This is a genomic window from Ectothiorhodospira mobilis (genome assembly GCF_016584115.1).
Lineage (GTDB): Bacteria > Pseudomonadota > Gammaproteobacteria > Ectothiorhodospirales > Ectothiorhodospiraceae > Ectothiorhodospira > Ectothiorhodospira mobilis.
In genome coordinates, this window is the sequence record NZ_NRSK01000004.1 from 29,214 (window position 1) to 43,571 (window position 14,358).

The 14,358-nt window shown below is 68.0% G+C and carries 8 protein-coding genes; all 8 read right to left on the minus strand.

Annotated elements, in window-relative coordinates:
* Nucleotide 1: 1 nt before the first annotated feature.
* Nucleotides 2–6,448: an N-6 DNA methylase gene (locus tag CKO33_RS02645; protein WP_200179046.1), complete on the minus strand. Its 6,447-nt coding sequence runs from the start codon at nt 6,446–6,448 to the stop codon at nt 2–4.
* A 12-nt stretch (nt 6,449–6,460) separates the two neighbouring features.
* A complete protein-coding gene (locus tag CKO33_RS02650; RefSeq protein ID WP_200179047.1) occupies nt 6,461–11,053 on the minus strand; it encodes a pyrophosphatase-like OB fold-containing protein in 4,593 nt (1,530 codons plus the stop codon).
* Between the two features lie 165 nt (nt 11,054–11,218).
* Complete coding sequence (locus CKO33_RS02655) at nt 11,219–11,509, minus strand: PAAR domain-containing protein (RefSeq protein WP_200179049.1); 291 nt, start codon at nt 11,507–11,509, stop codon at nt 11,219–11,221.
* Nucleotides 11,510–11,518: 9 nt separating this feature from the next.
* Complete coding sequence (locus CKO33_RS02660; protein ID WP_200179050.1) at nt 11,519–11,998, minus strand: defense against restriction DarA-related protein; 480 nt, start codon at nt 11,996–11,998, stop codon at nt 11,519–11,521.
* Nucleotides 11,999–12,011: 13 nt separating this feature from the next.
* Nucleotides 12,012–12,482, minus strand: coding sequence for a hypothetical protein (locus tag CKO33_RS02665; protein ID WP_200179051.1), 471 nt, complete (start codon nt 12,480–12,482; stop codon nt 12,012–12,014).
* Nucleotides 12,479–13,378: a hypothetical protein gene (locus CKO33_RS02670; RefSeq protein WP_200179052.1), complete on the minus strand. Its 900-nt coding sequence runs from the start codon at nt 13,376–13,378 to the stop codon at nt 12,479–12,481. Before CKO33_RS02670 ends, CKO33_RS02665 begins: the two co-directional genes overlap by 4 nt.
* Nucleotides 13,379–13,388: 10 nt before the next feature.
* A complete protein-coding gene (locus CKO33_RS02675; RefSeq protein ID WP_200179053.1) occupies nt 13,389–13,766 on the minus strand; it encodes a hypothetical protein in 378 nt (125 codons plus the stop codon).
* On the minus strand, nt 13,766–14,266 hold the full coding sequence (locus CKO33_RS02680; RefSeq protein WP_200179054.1) for a hypothetical protein: 501 nt from the start codon (nt 14,264–14,266) through the stop codon (nt 13,766–13,768). Before CKO33_RS02680 ends, CKO33_RS02675 begins: the two co-directional genes overlap by 1 nt.
* Nucleotides 14,267–14,358: the final 92 nt, after the last annotated feature.

The window sequence follows — 14,358 nt, forward strand, 5'->3', positions numbered from 1 at the left end:
GTCAGCCTCTCAGGTTGAGTTCTTGGGCGGCGCGCGGATGGTCGGCGATCAGCGCGCTCCAGGCCTGACGGCGCACGCGCCATGCCGTCTCCTTGCGCACCCAGCGACGGTAGCTGCCGTGCCGGGTGCCGTACTCCTTGATGCGATCCTTCCAGGCGCGGGTCTCGCCCTCGATCAGTACCATCTCGTCGGGGTCGCCGTCGTCGCTTCCCGCGGGCGCGGGCTCGGCTGCCGGCGCGCTGCCGGTGTCGCCAGGCAGCTTCTCGGCGACGGCGACCATCGCTCGGCGCTGGAGGTGATGGGGCAAGTATGAATGGCCTTCGCCGTCGAAGTCGAACCACGGGGCGTGCGCCTCCATGAAGGCCTCGACGTTGCGGCCAATCTCGTCGCCATCCTCGCCGGCCAGGGCCGCGGCGAAAGCCTCCTCATCCAGGCCCTCGCGAATCAGTTGGCGCAGCCGGTAGAGCTCGCCGGGCAGGTCGGACGCCTTGAGCTTGAGGCCATGAGCAATGGCATAGTCGCGCAGCGCCTCGGCCTTGGCGGGCCGGTCTCGAACCACCTCGACGTCGTTGCTGACCACGAAGTCGGCCCCCTCCCAGCGCTTGATGACGGCCTTCTGCTCCTCGACGATCTTGGCCAGCACCTCGGATCCCGCCGGCACCTCCTCGGCGCGCACCGCCAATGGGAAATGCGGGGCCGGCAGCGAGTAGGAATAGCTCGAGTAGGCGGCCGACACGCCGGTCTCGCGGCGCGTGGCCACCGCCGGGCAGGCCGTGGAGTAGGTGTTGAGCGTCTCGCCGGCGCGCTCTGCCGCATCCTCGATGGCGGCGGCCCGGGTCAGGCACTCCTCGTGCTTGGCGGTTCCCGGGTAGACGATTTCGCCCACCGGCACCAAGGCATACAGCAGGGCGCGGCGCTCGCGTCCATCCGCCACGGCCGTGGCCCCGGGGCGGAAGTCGGACAGTCCGCCACGACCGACCACGAAAAGCTCATCGTCGGCCAGTACGAAGCACTCGGCGATCACCGGCTGGTCGCCCACCAGCACGCCGTCTCCGGCCTCGAAGGCCTCGGCCACACCATCGGGTAGGCCGCCGGCCTCCTTGGCTTGGCGCCGGTAACTCTCCACCGCCTGGCGGCGCATCTGGCGCGCCATGTCGACCTCGGACTCCCATTCGTTGACCAGCTCCGACTCGTGGTCGACATCGATATCGACGGCGCCGAAACCCAGCCGGCCCCGCCGCAAGGCCTCCACCAAGTCGGAGGCGCGATTCTCGCCGCGCTTGGCGCGATCCAGGAAGGTGGTCACCACCTCGCGCGGGCTCAACGGGGCATCGCCGCTGCGCTCGTTCTGGCGGGTCTGGTAGTTGTAGCTGGCCCGGTGGAAGGTCGCCGCCTCCTCGATCTGGCGTTGCAGGCCGCGCTCCTTGACCTCCAGCTCGGCCAGCAGGCCCTCGTTCTTGGCGCGGGCCGACTCGCTCATCTTGGGCCGCGACAGCCGCTTGCGGACCTTCTCGGTCTGCCCCATGGCGCTCAGCAGCTGACCCATCTTGCGCGCCACCCAGTCGCTGGCCTGCTCGTTGTCGGCCAGGAACTGATTCTGCTTGTCGATGGTGTCCAGGTTGATGCGCTGACGTTCGCGGTTGGTGGTGGCTCGCCGCTCGGCCTCCTTGGCGGCCATCGCCTCCTGAATGCGGGTCACAGCATCGGCATCGCCCACCACGTCGATCAGCGCCTCCATCTGCTCGCGGCTCATGCCGCCGCTGATGGCCAGGCTGTCGCCACCGTCGGGCTTCATCATGGCGCCAATCCAGTCCGCCTTGCTGTTGACCAGGGAGCGCTTGGCGGTGTCGAAGGTGCCGTCGGCGTCGTAGTGGTAGACCGTGACCTGCTCGGTCTTGTTGCCCTGGCGCACGCCGCGCCCGTTGCGCTGAGTCAGGCTGTCCGGCGTCCAGCCGATGGTCAGGTGGTGGATGGCCTGCGTGCCCTTCTGCAGGTTGATGCCGACCTCAGCCTTCTCGTTGGCGATGATCACGCGGTACTTGTTGGCCTCGCCCGGGGCGTTGAAGCCGTCCTGCACCGCCATGATCTCCTCCGGGCTGTTGTTGCGCTGTCCGGTGACGACGGCGATGGCCGATGCCGGCACGCCGGCCCGGCGGGTCAGCAGTCGGCGGATCTTGTTGTGAAGACCCAGCAGGTCGCAGAAGATGATCTGCTTGGCGTGCGGGATGCGGTCGCCCTCGGCGTCCACGCCGCGCGGGGTCGCCGCCTCGGTCTGGAAGTTCTCGAGCATGGCGGCCAGCTTGGGCGGTACCGAGACATCGAGCTCGACGCCGGCCTTGTCGGCCATGGCCTCGAAGCGGTCCTGCGTGTCCGAGCTCACGGTGTCGAGCACGATGGCGCCGTTCTCGATCCAGGCCTTGACCGGCATCTTGTACTGGCGGCCGACCACCTCGCGATTGGCGTCGCGGATGGTCTTCACGCTGACCGCCTCCTCCGCCGTGGCATTGGGCCCGGGGCGGGTGCGCTGCTCGGTGGGCGGCTTGGCGCTCCACTGCTCCACCAGGGCACGGGCCTGCTCCTCCTCGCCGTCGTTGATCACATAGCGCGACACCCGGGCATCGAGGTCGGGGTCGGCGATGAGCATGGTCATCTTGTTGATCAGGTTGAAGGGATGGCCGATAAGCTCCATCGGCTCGCCGAACTTGCCGGCGATGCGCTCGAAGGCCGCCGCGTCGCCGCGGTTCTCGCCACGCTCCGCCATGGCGTCGGCGGCGTAGCGATAGGCCTGTTTGTACTCCTCCAGCTGCACCACGGTCGCCTCCGGCAACTGGATGTTGCTGGCCCGCTCCGGGGCGTCCGGCACCTTGATCTGACTGCCGACGTCATCGGCGTTCTTGATGGTGGCCACCTGGCGCATGGCGCCGCGCAGCATCTCGACGTTGTTGAGCCCCTTGAACACGTTGATGGCCCGGCTTTCGCCGTCGATGGACTCGTCGTCCTCGTTCTCGATCTGGCACACGGTGTTCATGAAGCCGTCGGCGCCCGATGTGCCGATGAACATGTCGTTCACGCGGTCATGGCCCACGGCCAGGGCCATCATGGAGTAGATCTCCAGAGGGCTGTTGGTGATGGGCGTGGCGGTCAGCAGCATGACGCCATCGCCTCGGGCACCGCTGCCGCCGCGTATGGCCCAGGCCTTGGCCTGCGCATCGAGGCCGCGCTTGGAGGCCGGTGACTGCGACAGGTACTTGCCGCCCTTGAAGTCCACGGTGGTCGCCGAGTTCTTGAACACGTGGGCTTCGTCGATCACCAGGGAGTCGATGCCCATGTCCTCGAGGAAGGGGGCGGCGCCGTCCTTCTTGCCCAGCACGTCGACGATGGTCGCCGCCTTGCCCTTGGCGCGCTCGTCGGCCTTGCGGTCCTCGCTCTCGGCGAAGGACTGGTCGGCGCTGCGCATGTAGGCCTCGTAGCCGGTGATGGTGTCGTCGCGCAGCCGGATCCGCTCGAAGGCCTCCATGGTCATGAAGATCTTGCTGTGGCGGTTCTCCATAATGCGGTTGAGGTCTTCGTCGTAGGCCGACGAATCCACGCTGCCGTCGCGCAGCCCCACGTAGAGGCAGTCGTCGGTGCGGGCGTAGGCCTTGGCGCTCTCCTTCTGCCAGTTGGACAGCACGGAGTTGGGCACCACGAAGACGGTCTTCTTCTTGGCGCCGATGGACTGCACGTACTGGGCTACCGCCAGCGCGGTGAAGGTCTTGCCCAGCCCCACGTCGAAGCCGTTGATGCCGGAGAAGTCACGCGCGCGGGAGCGCACGTAGGCGTTCTGGTAGCCGTGAAGCTCAAGCTCGGGGTTCATGCCCGGAATGGCCAGCGGGCTCTCGTCCTCGGGCTGGGCGAAGCGCAGCTTCTCCGGGTCGTTGGCCTGGCCCTCCAGCCGCGACACCACGTTGGCATTGCCGCGCGCCCAGCCGTTGAACTGTTCGTTGGCCTTGTTGACCAGGGCGCGCAGCTCGCGGATGCCCTCGGCATCGCCCATGTCCAGCTTGGTGCCGCCCAGGGTGATGGTGCCGTTCTTCAGGTAGGCGCCGATGCGGCGGATCAGCTTCTCGCGGTCGGTCAGCTGGCTACCCGGGATGTCGAACTCGATGCGCGGTTCGCTGGTCCTGTCGTCGAAGGTGGCCACGGCACCGGGGTGCACGAAGCGGCGCAGGAACTCCGCCTTCTCCTCGAGGGTGACGTAGGGGCTGAACAGGTTGAAGCTGATACGCGACACGTCCACGCGGTCGATGCGCTCGGAGGCCACCGCCTTCTGGCGCATCAGCTTGGCGCGCACCCTGTCGTTGGGCGCCGCCGCCATCTCGGCGTCGATGCGCTTCACGAACTCGCCGTAGCTGCCCACGTAGTAGTCGTCGGCGCGACTCACCTGGCTGCCGTCGGCGGACACGCACCAGTCGTCCGTCTCGAACGGATCGAAGCCGTCGCCCAGCACGGTGCGCGCCTGCTCCAGGCTGACCCAGCTCGACTGATTCTCGTACAGCAGGCCCTCGAAGCCGTGCTCGGCACTCACCTGCACGGCGGGCGCCTCCTGCACGTCGCCACGCCACAGCGCGCTGAAGCCGGCTTTGCGCTGGTAGTGGGCGGCCAGTTCGCCCAGGCCGCGACGCAGCGCGCCGTCCACGCCCTTGACCCATCGCGCGGCGGCCGCCTGGCGCTTCATCGCCTCGGAGAGCTTGGCGTAGCCGGATAGGAAGTCGGTACCGCTGCCCCGCCCGCTCTCGTCCAGCACCTGCGACACGGCCAGGCCCACCAGGCCGGGCGCCCACGCGCGGGCGCGGGCATCGTCATCGGGCAGCTTGTCCAGGGTGGCCAGCGCCGACGCCAGCCAGGCCGGCATGTCCAGGGTCTGGGAGGTGTCGCGCATGTACTGACGCAGGGTCAGCGCATCGTCATAGCTCATGCCGGCGTCGAAGGCGGTGTAGGCGTCCTTGAACTGCCCCAGCAGCTCGGCACCCCGCACGTCGCGGCTGCCGGCCTGAAGCGGCACCCACTGGCCGTCCTGCAACTGCAGGGTCTGCCCGGCCTGAGTCAGGGTATCGCCCTCGTGGTAGATGATGGGCTGGGTCTCGGCGGCCTCCAGCAGCGTCCAGTCGACACGGCTGCCCGGTAGGCGACGGATCAGCTTGGCCACCTCGGGGATGCTGGCCGGACTCTTGACGCGATCGACGTCGCGGAACTTCTCGGGATCCTTGGGCACGAACTCGCCGAGCACGAAGCGCCGGCCCTCGCCCTTGAAGTAGCGCCCCTCCACGAACTCGCTCCACATGACCTTGGCGTCGGCCAGGGTCGCGGGCGCCTGCTCGTGCAGCTCCTCGATCTTCTCGGCGGCGTCGCGGCCGTACTTGCGGAAGAAGATGACGTCGGTGATGGTGTCGGCGTCGGCCGCCCCGAACACGCTGTTGGGCAGGCGGTAGGCGCCCAGGAACTCGGCCTTCAGGCTGGCCCGCTGGCGTAGCTTGACCTCGGCGCCGCCACGGCCCGACACGCAGCGAGGCGGCACCACGAAGGCCGCCAGGCCGCCGGGCTTCAGCTTGTCCAGGGAGCGCAGGATGAAGTAGGTCTCCAGCGCCTCCTTCTGGTACTTGGGGTCCAGGTTCTGATTGCCGCCACGGTCGGCCACGGTGCCGAACGGCACGTTGGTCACCACCGCGTCATAGCTCTCGTCCGGGGTGGCGGCCGCCACGGCCTCGAAGGGCGACACCGTGGCCGTGTAGCCGGGGCCGGCATTGACCAGGGCATTGATGGAGCCCGACGTCTCGTCGAGCTCCACGGCATCCACGGCGGCATGGCGCGGCGCCGTCGCGCCGAACACGCCGGTACCGGCCGCCGGGTCGAGAATCTTGCCGCCGCTGAAGCCCATCGCGCCCAGGGCGTCCCAGATGCCCTCGGCAATCGGCTTGGGTGTGTAATACTCGTAGGCCGACCCCTTCTTGCCATCGGCGCCGACCAGGGCCCCGCCGTTGCCGGAGTAGCCGGCGAGCACGGCGCGATCCTCGTCGGTCAGCTCCTCGCGGGCGACCTCGCCGGACTGGACGCGGGCCAGCAGCTCGACAGCGGCATTGTTGGCCTTCTGGCGCTGCCCCTTGGTGCGCTTCTCATCGTGGCTGTACAGCCCCGCCGTGGGCTGTCGCGACGTCTCGACGGGCTCCGGCGGGTCGCGCTCGGCCTTCATCGCCTTGCCCGGGTCGGCGGCCAGGGTGGCCGCCTTGAGCTCGGTGCGAATCTCGTTGGCCCGCTTCACCAGCGTCAGGCGCTGCGTCATGGCGGCGATGCCTTGCGGCAGGGCGATCAACTCCTTGCGCACGCGACCCAGCTCGGCCACCAGCTTGAGCCTGGCCATCATCGCCTGAGCACCGCCACCGGCAGAGGCATCGTCGTAGATGTGCTTCATCCTTGGGTCTCCTTACAGGTCTTCGGTGGCGGACAACATGGCGCGCTCATAGGCGGCGCCCGCGCGCTCGATCAGGTCTTCCATCTCGTCGTCGCCGGACTGGCGCTCCATCACGGCCAGGATCCGGTCGGCCAGGTCGGGGGAGAGCATGTCGGGCACCGTGCCGTCGATCACGGATTGCAGGAACTGCCGGTCGTTGCGGCGCATGGCTTCCTCCTCACTTTCCGGCGCGGCCGGCTCGGGAGCTGGGGCGCCCTCGCCGTCACCGGCCTCCTGGCCGTCGCTGGGCGCGGCGTCACGGTTGAATAGGGAGCGATATACCTCCCAGTCGTCGGCGGCCTTCCACACGGCATTGCGCGGAGTGATGGCGGGCTTGCCCCAGTCCTTCTGCTGCTCGGCCAGCCAGGCCAGAAGCACGGCCCCCAGCAGCGGGTCGCGCTTGGCGCGCGTCTTGATCTTGCCGGTGATCGAGTTGACGAACAGTGAGCGCTCCATGCCCGGCATGGTGCCGGCATCGATCCCCTTGATGGTGGCCAGCGAGCGCGTGAAATCGCGAGTCAGCGAGGCGAACTCGTCGCGCTGGGTGACGGCACGGGCCTGCTCCAGCGGGTCGGCGGCGGGCGCCTCCTCGGCAGGCTCCTCGGCGGCAGCAGCGGGCTTTCCCTCGGAGGCGCTCGGCAGCCAGACCTTGAGCTCGTCGATGCTCATCTCCTGCGTGCTGCCCAGGCCATCCCAGCCGGCGCGATAGCTGGACAGGTAGCCCTGCTCGGCATCCTCCCGGGTGGCGAAGCCCAGCATCACCTTGTGCTCGTCCAGCTCGCCGTCCTTGCCGACCTGATTGATGACGAACACGCGCTCGCTCTCCAGGTCGGGGCCGATGAACACGTCGACCTCGTCACCGTCGGCGCCCTTGGCGCCCTTGATGTAGCCGTAGTCGTTCGCCATGAACACCGACCACGCCTCGCCGTCTTGCGTGGTGCCAGAGCGCTCGCTGCCCTTGGGGTTCTCGATGGCCACCGTCAGGCCGTGGATCTCGACCTCGCCCTTGGCGTAGTCGCCGCTTTCCTTCTCAGCCTCGCTGGGGTCGGTATCGGTGGACTGGCGGGCCTGCTCGAGGTCGTCTTCATCGGGCGCCCGGCCGACTTCGCCCTCGGGGGTCAGCTTCGACTCATCAAGGATGATGTAGGTGGTCGGCGGCGCGCCGTCGGTGTACATCTCGCCCACTCTGGGGTCGCCCTCGACGGTCCCGAAGCCTTGATCGGGGAAGGCGATGGCATCGAAGCCTTGATCGCGGGCCTGTTGGATCACTTCCTGCGACTGACTGCCCCGCGGCATGCTGAGCTTGTGCAGCACCTGAGCGCTGGCGTCGAGCGTGAAGGCAAGCACCGTGCCCGAGTTGTCTTCATTGGCCCCGGGGTTGCCGCCGTTCTCGAGCTGCTTCGCCACTTCGGCTTTCTCGGCGAACCACTCCGCCGCCTGGCGGCTCGCCGTCAGGTATATCTGGTCGCCCTGGTCGGCGTGATTCTTGCCGACGCCGCGGCCCGCGCGACTCGCGTCGAACCGGCTGAACGCATTGCCCTTGGCGGTGCCGTGATACAGGCGAACCCCGCCCTGCCCGGCGGATTCGGTCGGATCGGTATCGCCGTCCGGCGCGGCAGGCGGCGCCTCGAACATGTCCAGCGACTCGATGGCGTAGCTGCCCTCGCCGTATTCCTTTTCCAGCTCGCGGTTGACGGCCTCGATGATCTGCTCGAGGCTGGCCCGCTGGCTGTCACCGAACATGTCCACGGTCTGGCCGCGCTCGGCTTCCTGACGCACGAAAGCCGCCATGGCCCTGAAGGCCAGCCCCAGACGCTTGGCGCTGCGGTTGTTCTGGTTGATGAACAGCGCCATGGCAGCAGTAGCCGGCGGGATGTCGCCAAACAGCCCCATCTGATTGACGGCCTCCTCGACGCTCGACCCGTCCGCCTTGGCGCGGCGCACCAGGTTGGTGGCGTCGATGATGGCCTGCACCGCCTGCTCGTTCAGCGAGGTCTCGACGCTATCCACCAGCTGGTTGGTCAGGGCGTCGGTACCCGCCTGGTCGGCGGCTTGCGCGCGAATGAACTCCGGCGCGGCCACGTTGAGGGCGTTGACCACGTTGGCCACTTCGGGCTTGCTGGCGTCGGCGGTCATCTCCAGCAGGCGGTCGTCGTTGTACGCCTTGGCGAAGATGGCGGCCTGCACGCGGGCGATCAGCGCCCCGGTGGGGTTGCCGTCGCTGGTCATGTACTGGGCGGCCTCGGTGTCGCCCAGGGACTGCAGGAAGCCCATGATGAAGTCGCGGTTGGACGCAGCCAGCAGGTTGCCGTCATCGGCCAGCTTGGCGACCAGGCCCTCGTCCAGGCGGTCGGCGTCGGCCCTGGCCTTCTCGGTACCGGTCATGCTCAGCTTGTCGTCCTGGTTGGCCTCGACGGCGAACTCCCGGCGATCGAGCGCGGACGTGCGCACGCGCACGAGCACGGGCGCCTTCATGGCGCGCACGCGGCCGGCATCCAGGTTGTAGTGGTGCGCCTCCTCGATCAGCCATTCGCGGTACTCGTCGGCGTTGCCGCTGCGGTAGGCCTCCTGAATGGCCATGGTGCGGCCGTTGCCGGACTCCACGACGCGATCCGGGCCCACGATGGGCGCCCCGGTATCGGCGCGGCGAGTGCGCCCCAGGCTGTCCGGATCGAGCTGGCGGGCGGTCTTCTTGACCCAGGCAATGGATGCGTCGCGCCCACGGTCGCGGGGCTGAAGCTCGGTCGGGAAGGCGGGATTGGGGTCGCCGTTGATGTCATGGGAGGCGATCAGCTCCTCGGCCTCCACCACGGTGAAGCCGGTCTGCACCTCGGACCCCTTGGCGGTCTTGACCACGTTCTCGGCGCCCTCGGGCTCGAGCTCGCCCTCCTCGTTGACGCCGGTCGCCGTGTCCTTGCCGGTGGGCTCGGCGGGCGGCTCGCCCTCGGCAAGCTCCACGAAGCGCTCCCAGCCAATCTGCTCGGAGAGCGTGTTCTTCACGGCTGCCGCCTGAATCGGGTAGGCCTTCTGGAAGGCGGCCCAGGCCTCGGCGTCGATCTGGCTCGGCGCATCGCCGGCGGCGAGCGACGCCTTCCAGCCGGCGATGGTGGCCTCGGCGGCCTCGCGGCGGGCCGCGGCATCCTCCTCGGGCGCAGACCCCACGGAATCCGCCCACTCCTGCTCGGCCTCGCTCAGCGACAGGTCGGGGCGCCGGGTGTCGATGTAGGCGCGCGCCGCCTCCCGCTTCTCCTCGTCGGGGATGCTGGCCAACCGCTCCTCGATGGCGGCCTCGGCTGCTGCCAGGTCGTCGCGACGCCCGCTCATGTACTCGCCGGCATAGCGACCGCCGCCGCCCATCCGGTAGTCGGTCTCGCGCGCGCTGGACAGCCCCTCGGCGATGCCCACCAGCGGAGCCAGCAGGGCGTTCAGTCGCTCGCGCACGTTGTCGGGGATGTCCGGCGCCGGCTCGGCACCCTCGTCGTCCTGGCTGGCTGTCTGGCTCTCTACCGCCTGGCTCAACGGTTTGGGCTCGAAGTACAGGTCGAGCTCGACACCGGCCCCGGTCAGCTCGTCAACGCCGATATAGCCGAGCTCGCCATGCCCCAGTCCAGGGTCGGCCCAGCCGAAAGCCTGCTCGGTACCGTCACCCATGGCGTCTTTCTCGGTGATGTACCAGTCGCCGCCGCCGCGAAAGTAGTGCAGGTAGGCGGTGGTCTCGTCCATCTCCTTGCCGTCCTGCTCATAGGTCTTGGCCATGCCGTCGATGATGTTGGCCAGCGCCTGCGCGCGATCGATGTAGGCCTCGGACTCCTCGCCCTTTCGAATGACGTCGGCCATGGCCCGGTACTGCTGGCGAGACAGCCAGGGGCGCAGCTCGTTCAGCAGGTCGAGGCCTTCCTGCTTGGTCAGCGGCTTGGGCGTGTTCAGCGCCTTGTCCTCGGCCTCAATCCGGGCAATCTCGATCTGTCGGGTCAGGCCGTCGAGCTCGGTTTCCAGCTCGCCGATCTCGCCCTTCAGGCCTTCGATGTACTCCAGCCGCTCGGCGCGCTTCTGGTTCATGCGCGCGAAGGTCTTGGAGTTCTTCTCGGCCAGTTTCATGATGCGCTTCGCCACCTGGCGAATCGGCAGGTCGCTGCCGCGCTCCGGGGCCACCACGATGGTGATGTCCTTCTTGTTGAGCAGCCACTTCCAGCTGATGAGCTCGTCGGTGGGCTTCAGCGACTTCGCGGTACCGGCGTCGGGGTTGTGGAACATGACGGTCACGGTCTGGCCGTCGCTCAGCTCAAAGATGGCGGCGACGTTGACCACGCCCTGGCGCTTGAAGGGGCTGGATACCTGCGAGGCCACGACCTCCAGCTCGCCACCGCCGGCCGACATGACGCGCTCCAGGCTGCGCACCTTGCGCCCCAGGCTGGATTGGGTGGCGACCAGGGCATCCAGCTCGAAGACGGCCTCGGCCTCCTCCAGGATGTCGTCGAGCGTCACGCTGTCGAAGATCAGGCCGTCGTCGGCGTCGGAGCGCCGGATGCGGTACAGCAGTTGATCCAGCGACATGCCCACCGGCATGGCGCTACTGTCGTTCCACAGAACGGGCGGTGAGGTTCCAGTCATGGCATAGCCCCTATGGTTGCGGGATGGCGCCACGTCGGGCGCGTCATGGGGCCATGCTATGGGAGGGGGAGGGGTGGGCCACGTCGGCTTTTCCTGGCTGCGCCGGGCTCTGTAGCGGGCCTAGCCGCCGGCAAACACGTCGCCGGAGCCGGCCGCCACGGTGGAACCGCAATCCACGGGGTCGCCGATGCGCCCCAGGGACTTGCCGTTGACGTTGACGCTGCCCGAACCGGCTGCCAAAGCACCACCGTGGCAGACCGGTACGTCGTTGCAGTGCGTGGCCCAGCCATCGCCCACGCGGTGGGCCGGAATGCCGTTGACCATGACGTCGGGGCTGCCGCTCGTGCTGTTGCGCGGCGGGAACGCCCCGTGTCCGGTGCAGCTGTCGCCCTGCCTCGTGACCGCTGGCATAGAGCCTCCTTAGGCCGCCGTGAGCTCGGCGAGCTGCTGGCGAGCGTCTTCCACGGCTTCCTTGAGGGCGTCGCGCTTCTCCTCGAGGCGCTTCTCCATGCGCGGGGCCGCCGTCTTCATGCGCTTGGGCAGCTTCACCTTGGCCTTGGCCAGACGCTTCTGAAAGGCCGTCCGACCCCGGTCCATGGCCTGCACGATCTCGCCGATGGCCTTGGTGTGATCGTCCTGGTGGGTCATCGGCATGACCTTGCGGTTGAGCATGACCTGAAAGATGTCGCCCGGGCGCTTCACGCGCAGCTTGACCACCTGGCTATCGGAGAAGGTCAGGCTGATTTCGCGGTAGCTGACGCCGCTGCTGCGCTTGACGCGGGAATCGACGTCGACGCTTACCGGGTTGGCGCCGGCGCGCTTGAAGTGCTTTTCAAGCTCCTTGACGGCCTTGTCCTTGCGGGTCAGGTCGTCGAAGGAGAACAGGAGATTGGCAGCCATGGCGGCCTCCTTGTCAGTTCAGGTTGATCATGCTCGCCAGCTGCGTGATATCGCCTGGCGTCAGGGTGATGGTTGAGCTGCCCACCTGCAGGGTGATGCTGTCCTTGGCGCTGACGTGCACCAGACCGCCGGACTGCAGGCGCATCTCGGCATCGGTGAGCAGCTGCATGTTTTCCTTGTGCCAGCGCCGCCAGCCGATGGAGTTGCCGGTCGTCGGATTCCGCCAGCCGGTGATCAGCGGGTGGCGCGGGTCGCCCTGTATGAACTCGACCCACACCTTGTCGCCGGCCAGCACCTCGATCTCGGTCATGGTCTCGTGGCGCGACTTGTCGCCGATGGGATACTCGATCTCGGCGATCAGCCCACCCTCGGCGCCATCGGTGATGCCCGGGATGCTGACCTCGCAGGTGCGGCTGTCGCCGTCGTAAGACGTGACCACTGCCGGCCACTTGCCGGCCAGCAGGCCGCCTCCGGTCGCGCTCATCGCTCCCACCTCCCCAGCCATACGCGGGTGAATTGCTCCGGGGCGTCGCCATCGGCCCCGGGCGCGAACAGGTTGGCGACCGTCATGGCCACCAGCGGCTCCCCGCCCACGACCTCGATCAGGTCACCGGCGGCAACCTTCTGCGTGTACTTCAGGCGCGTGACCTTGGTCAGCACCAGGCAGCCCGTCATGTTGCGCAGCGTCATCGCGTTGGCGCCGGGCTGGAAGCGCGCGGCGCGCGGCTTGCCCCGGTTGCCGTACACGAACTCGCCATCGGCATTCAGGCTGTAGAACCACGGGATGTCGTGGCGCTCCAGAAAGCCGGACTCCACGTCATCGGAGGCGGAGTCGACGATAGTGTCCACCGGCTCTTGGTCGAACAGCGAGCCCAGCGGAATGAACGCCAGGCGGCCGTTGCGCCACCTGACGACGCCGCCCGCCTCCTGCAGGGCGCGGGCGATGTGATAGGTGTGGGCCTCGCCGGCCAGACAGACGAAGCGCGGTACCGCGAAGTCGCCCTCGATGCCGCGCAGCGTGGCCCCGCACGCGCGGTAGACCTCGGCCAGGGTGGCGCCGTGCTTGATCACCGCCCGGGGCTTGATGAATGCCACCGGCGTCACCGGCTTCAAAGTGGCGATCAGCCGCACGTAGCCGGACAGGTCGTCGCCCTGCATGCGCGCCTGCTGGACGTGCTCGGACTTGATGATCTCCAGCTCATCGCCGTCATAGGTGGTGATCGAGCGCCCGACCTCGAAGTGCTGGGCGGTCTCGGTGCCGACGCGGATCTCGGCCTCCAGGGTCAGCGGTATCGGCACCAGGTCGGAGCGCAGCACCGCCCGGCGAATGAAGTCGCCGCGAATGCGCTGGTCGCCGTTCTCGCCGAAATACAGCTCCATGCCCTACCCCCTAGATCGTGATGACCGGGTGATGGAAGACGCGGCGTGGCAGCTCGGCCTCCATCTGAGCGATCTCGCCGCCGACCTCGGAGCTGGAGCGCCCAAAGCCGCCGCCGGCACTCAGGATGCCAGTCGCCTCGAGCTGTAGCGCGTTCTCGCGTTCGACGTAGAGCACGAACAGCGGGCGAATCTCCGCCCACTCGGACACCGTGACCTCCAGGCTGTCGTCGATCTCCGCGCCATCGGCCAGGTGCGTGAGCTCGGCGAAGCCGGCATAGAACGACACCGCCGCCACGGCCAGGGCCGTGACGGACTCGGGCGGCAGGATGTTGGCGGCGCCGCGCTCGTGCTCGGCGAACCGGGTCGCCAGGCTCGCCAGGGTGGCCATCAGCGGTAATCCGTGCTGTTGCCTTCCACGATCTCGCCGAAGTAGTGGAAGAACATGGTGCCGCTGAAGGTGAGAACCTGGCTGCGGTTCTCCCAGTCGCGGTCCGGATCGTCGATCTGGACGAAGGCATCGGTGATGCGCTTGTAGCGCAGGTAGCGCTCGGGCGTGCCCTCGTAGATCTTGGCGTTGAAGGTGCCGCCGTTGGCGATGATGTCGACCAGCATCTGGTCAATGGTGCCGGCCGTCACTTCCATCAGGGTCACCTGCCCCTGGTGGTTGGTGCGGATCTGCTGCGGCTCGAACGCCGCGGCACCCAGCGGGGTCGGCACCTCGATTTCGCCTTGCGTGGCAACCGTCGGCCACGGGCACTGGCGGGCCAGCAGGTAGGTCTGCTCGAACCCCTCGATCTCGAAGGTGAAGTCGGAGTTCACGACCTTTTGGCCCATGGCCTTCATCTGGTCGTAAAAACCCTTGAGGTAGTTGGCGGTAGATACGGTCATGGCGTTATTCCCGTTGGGTCAGCGTGGTTCGGAGGCGACGCAGCCATGGCGCAGCATGGCCTTGGGGTGCCAGCGTATCGCCGCCCCAAGGC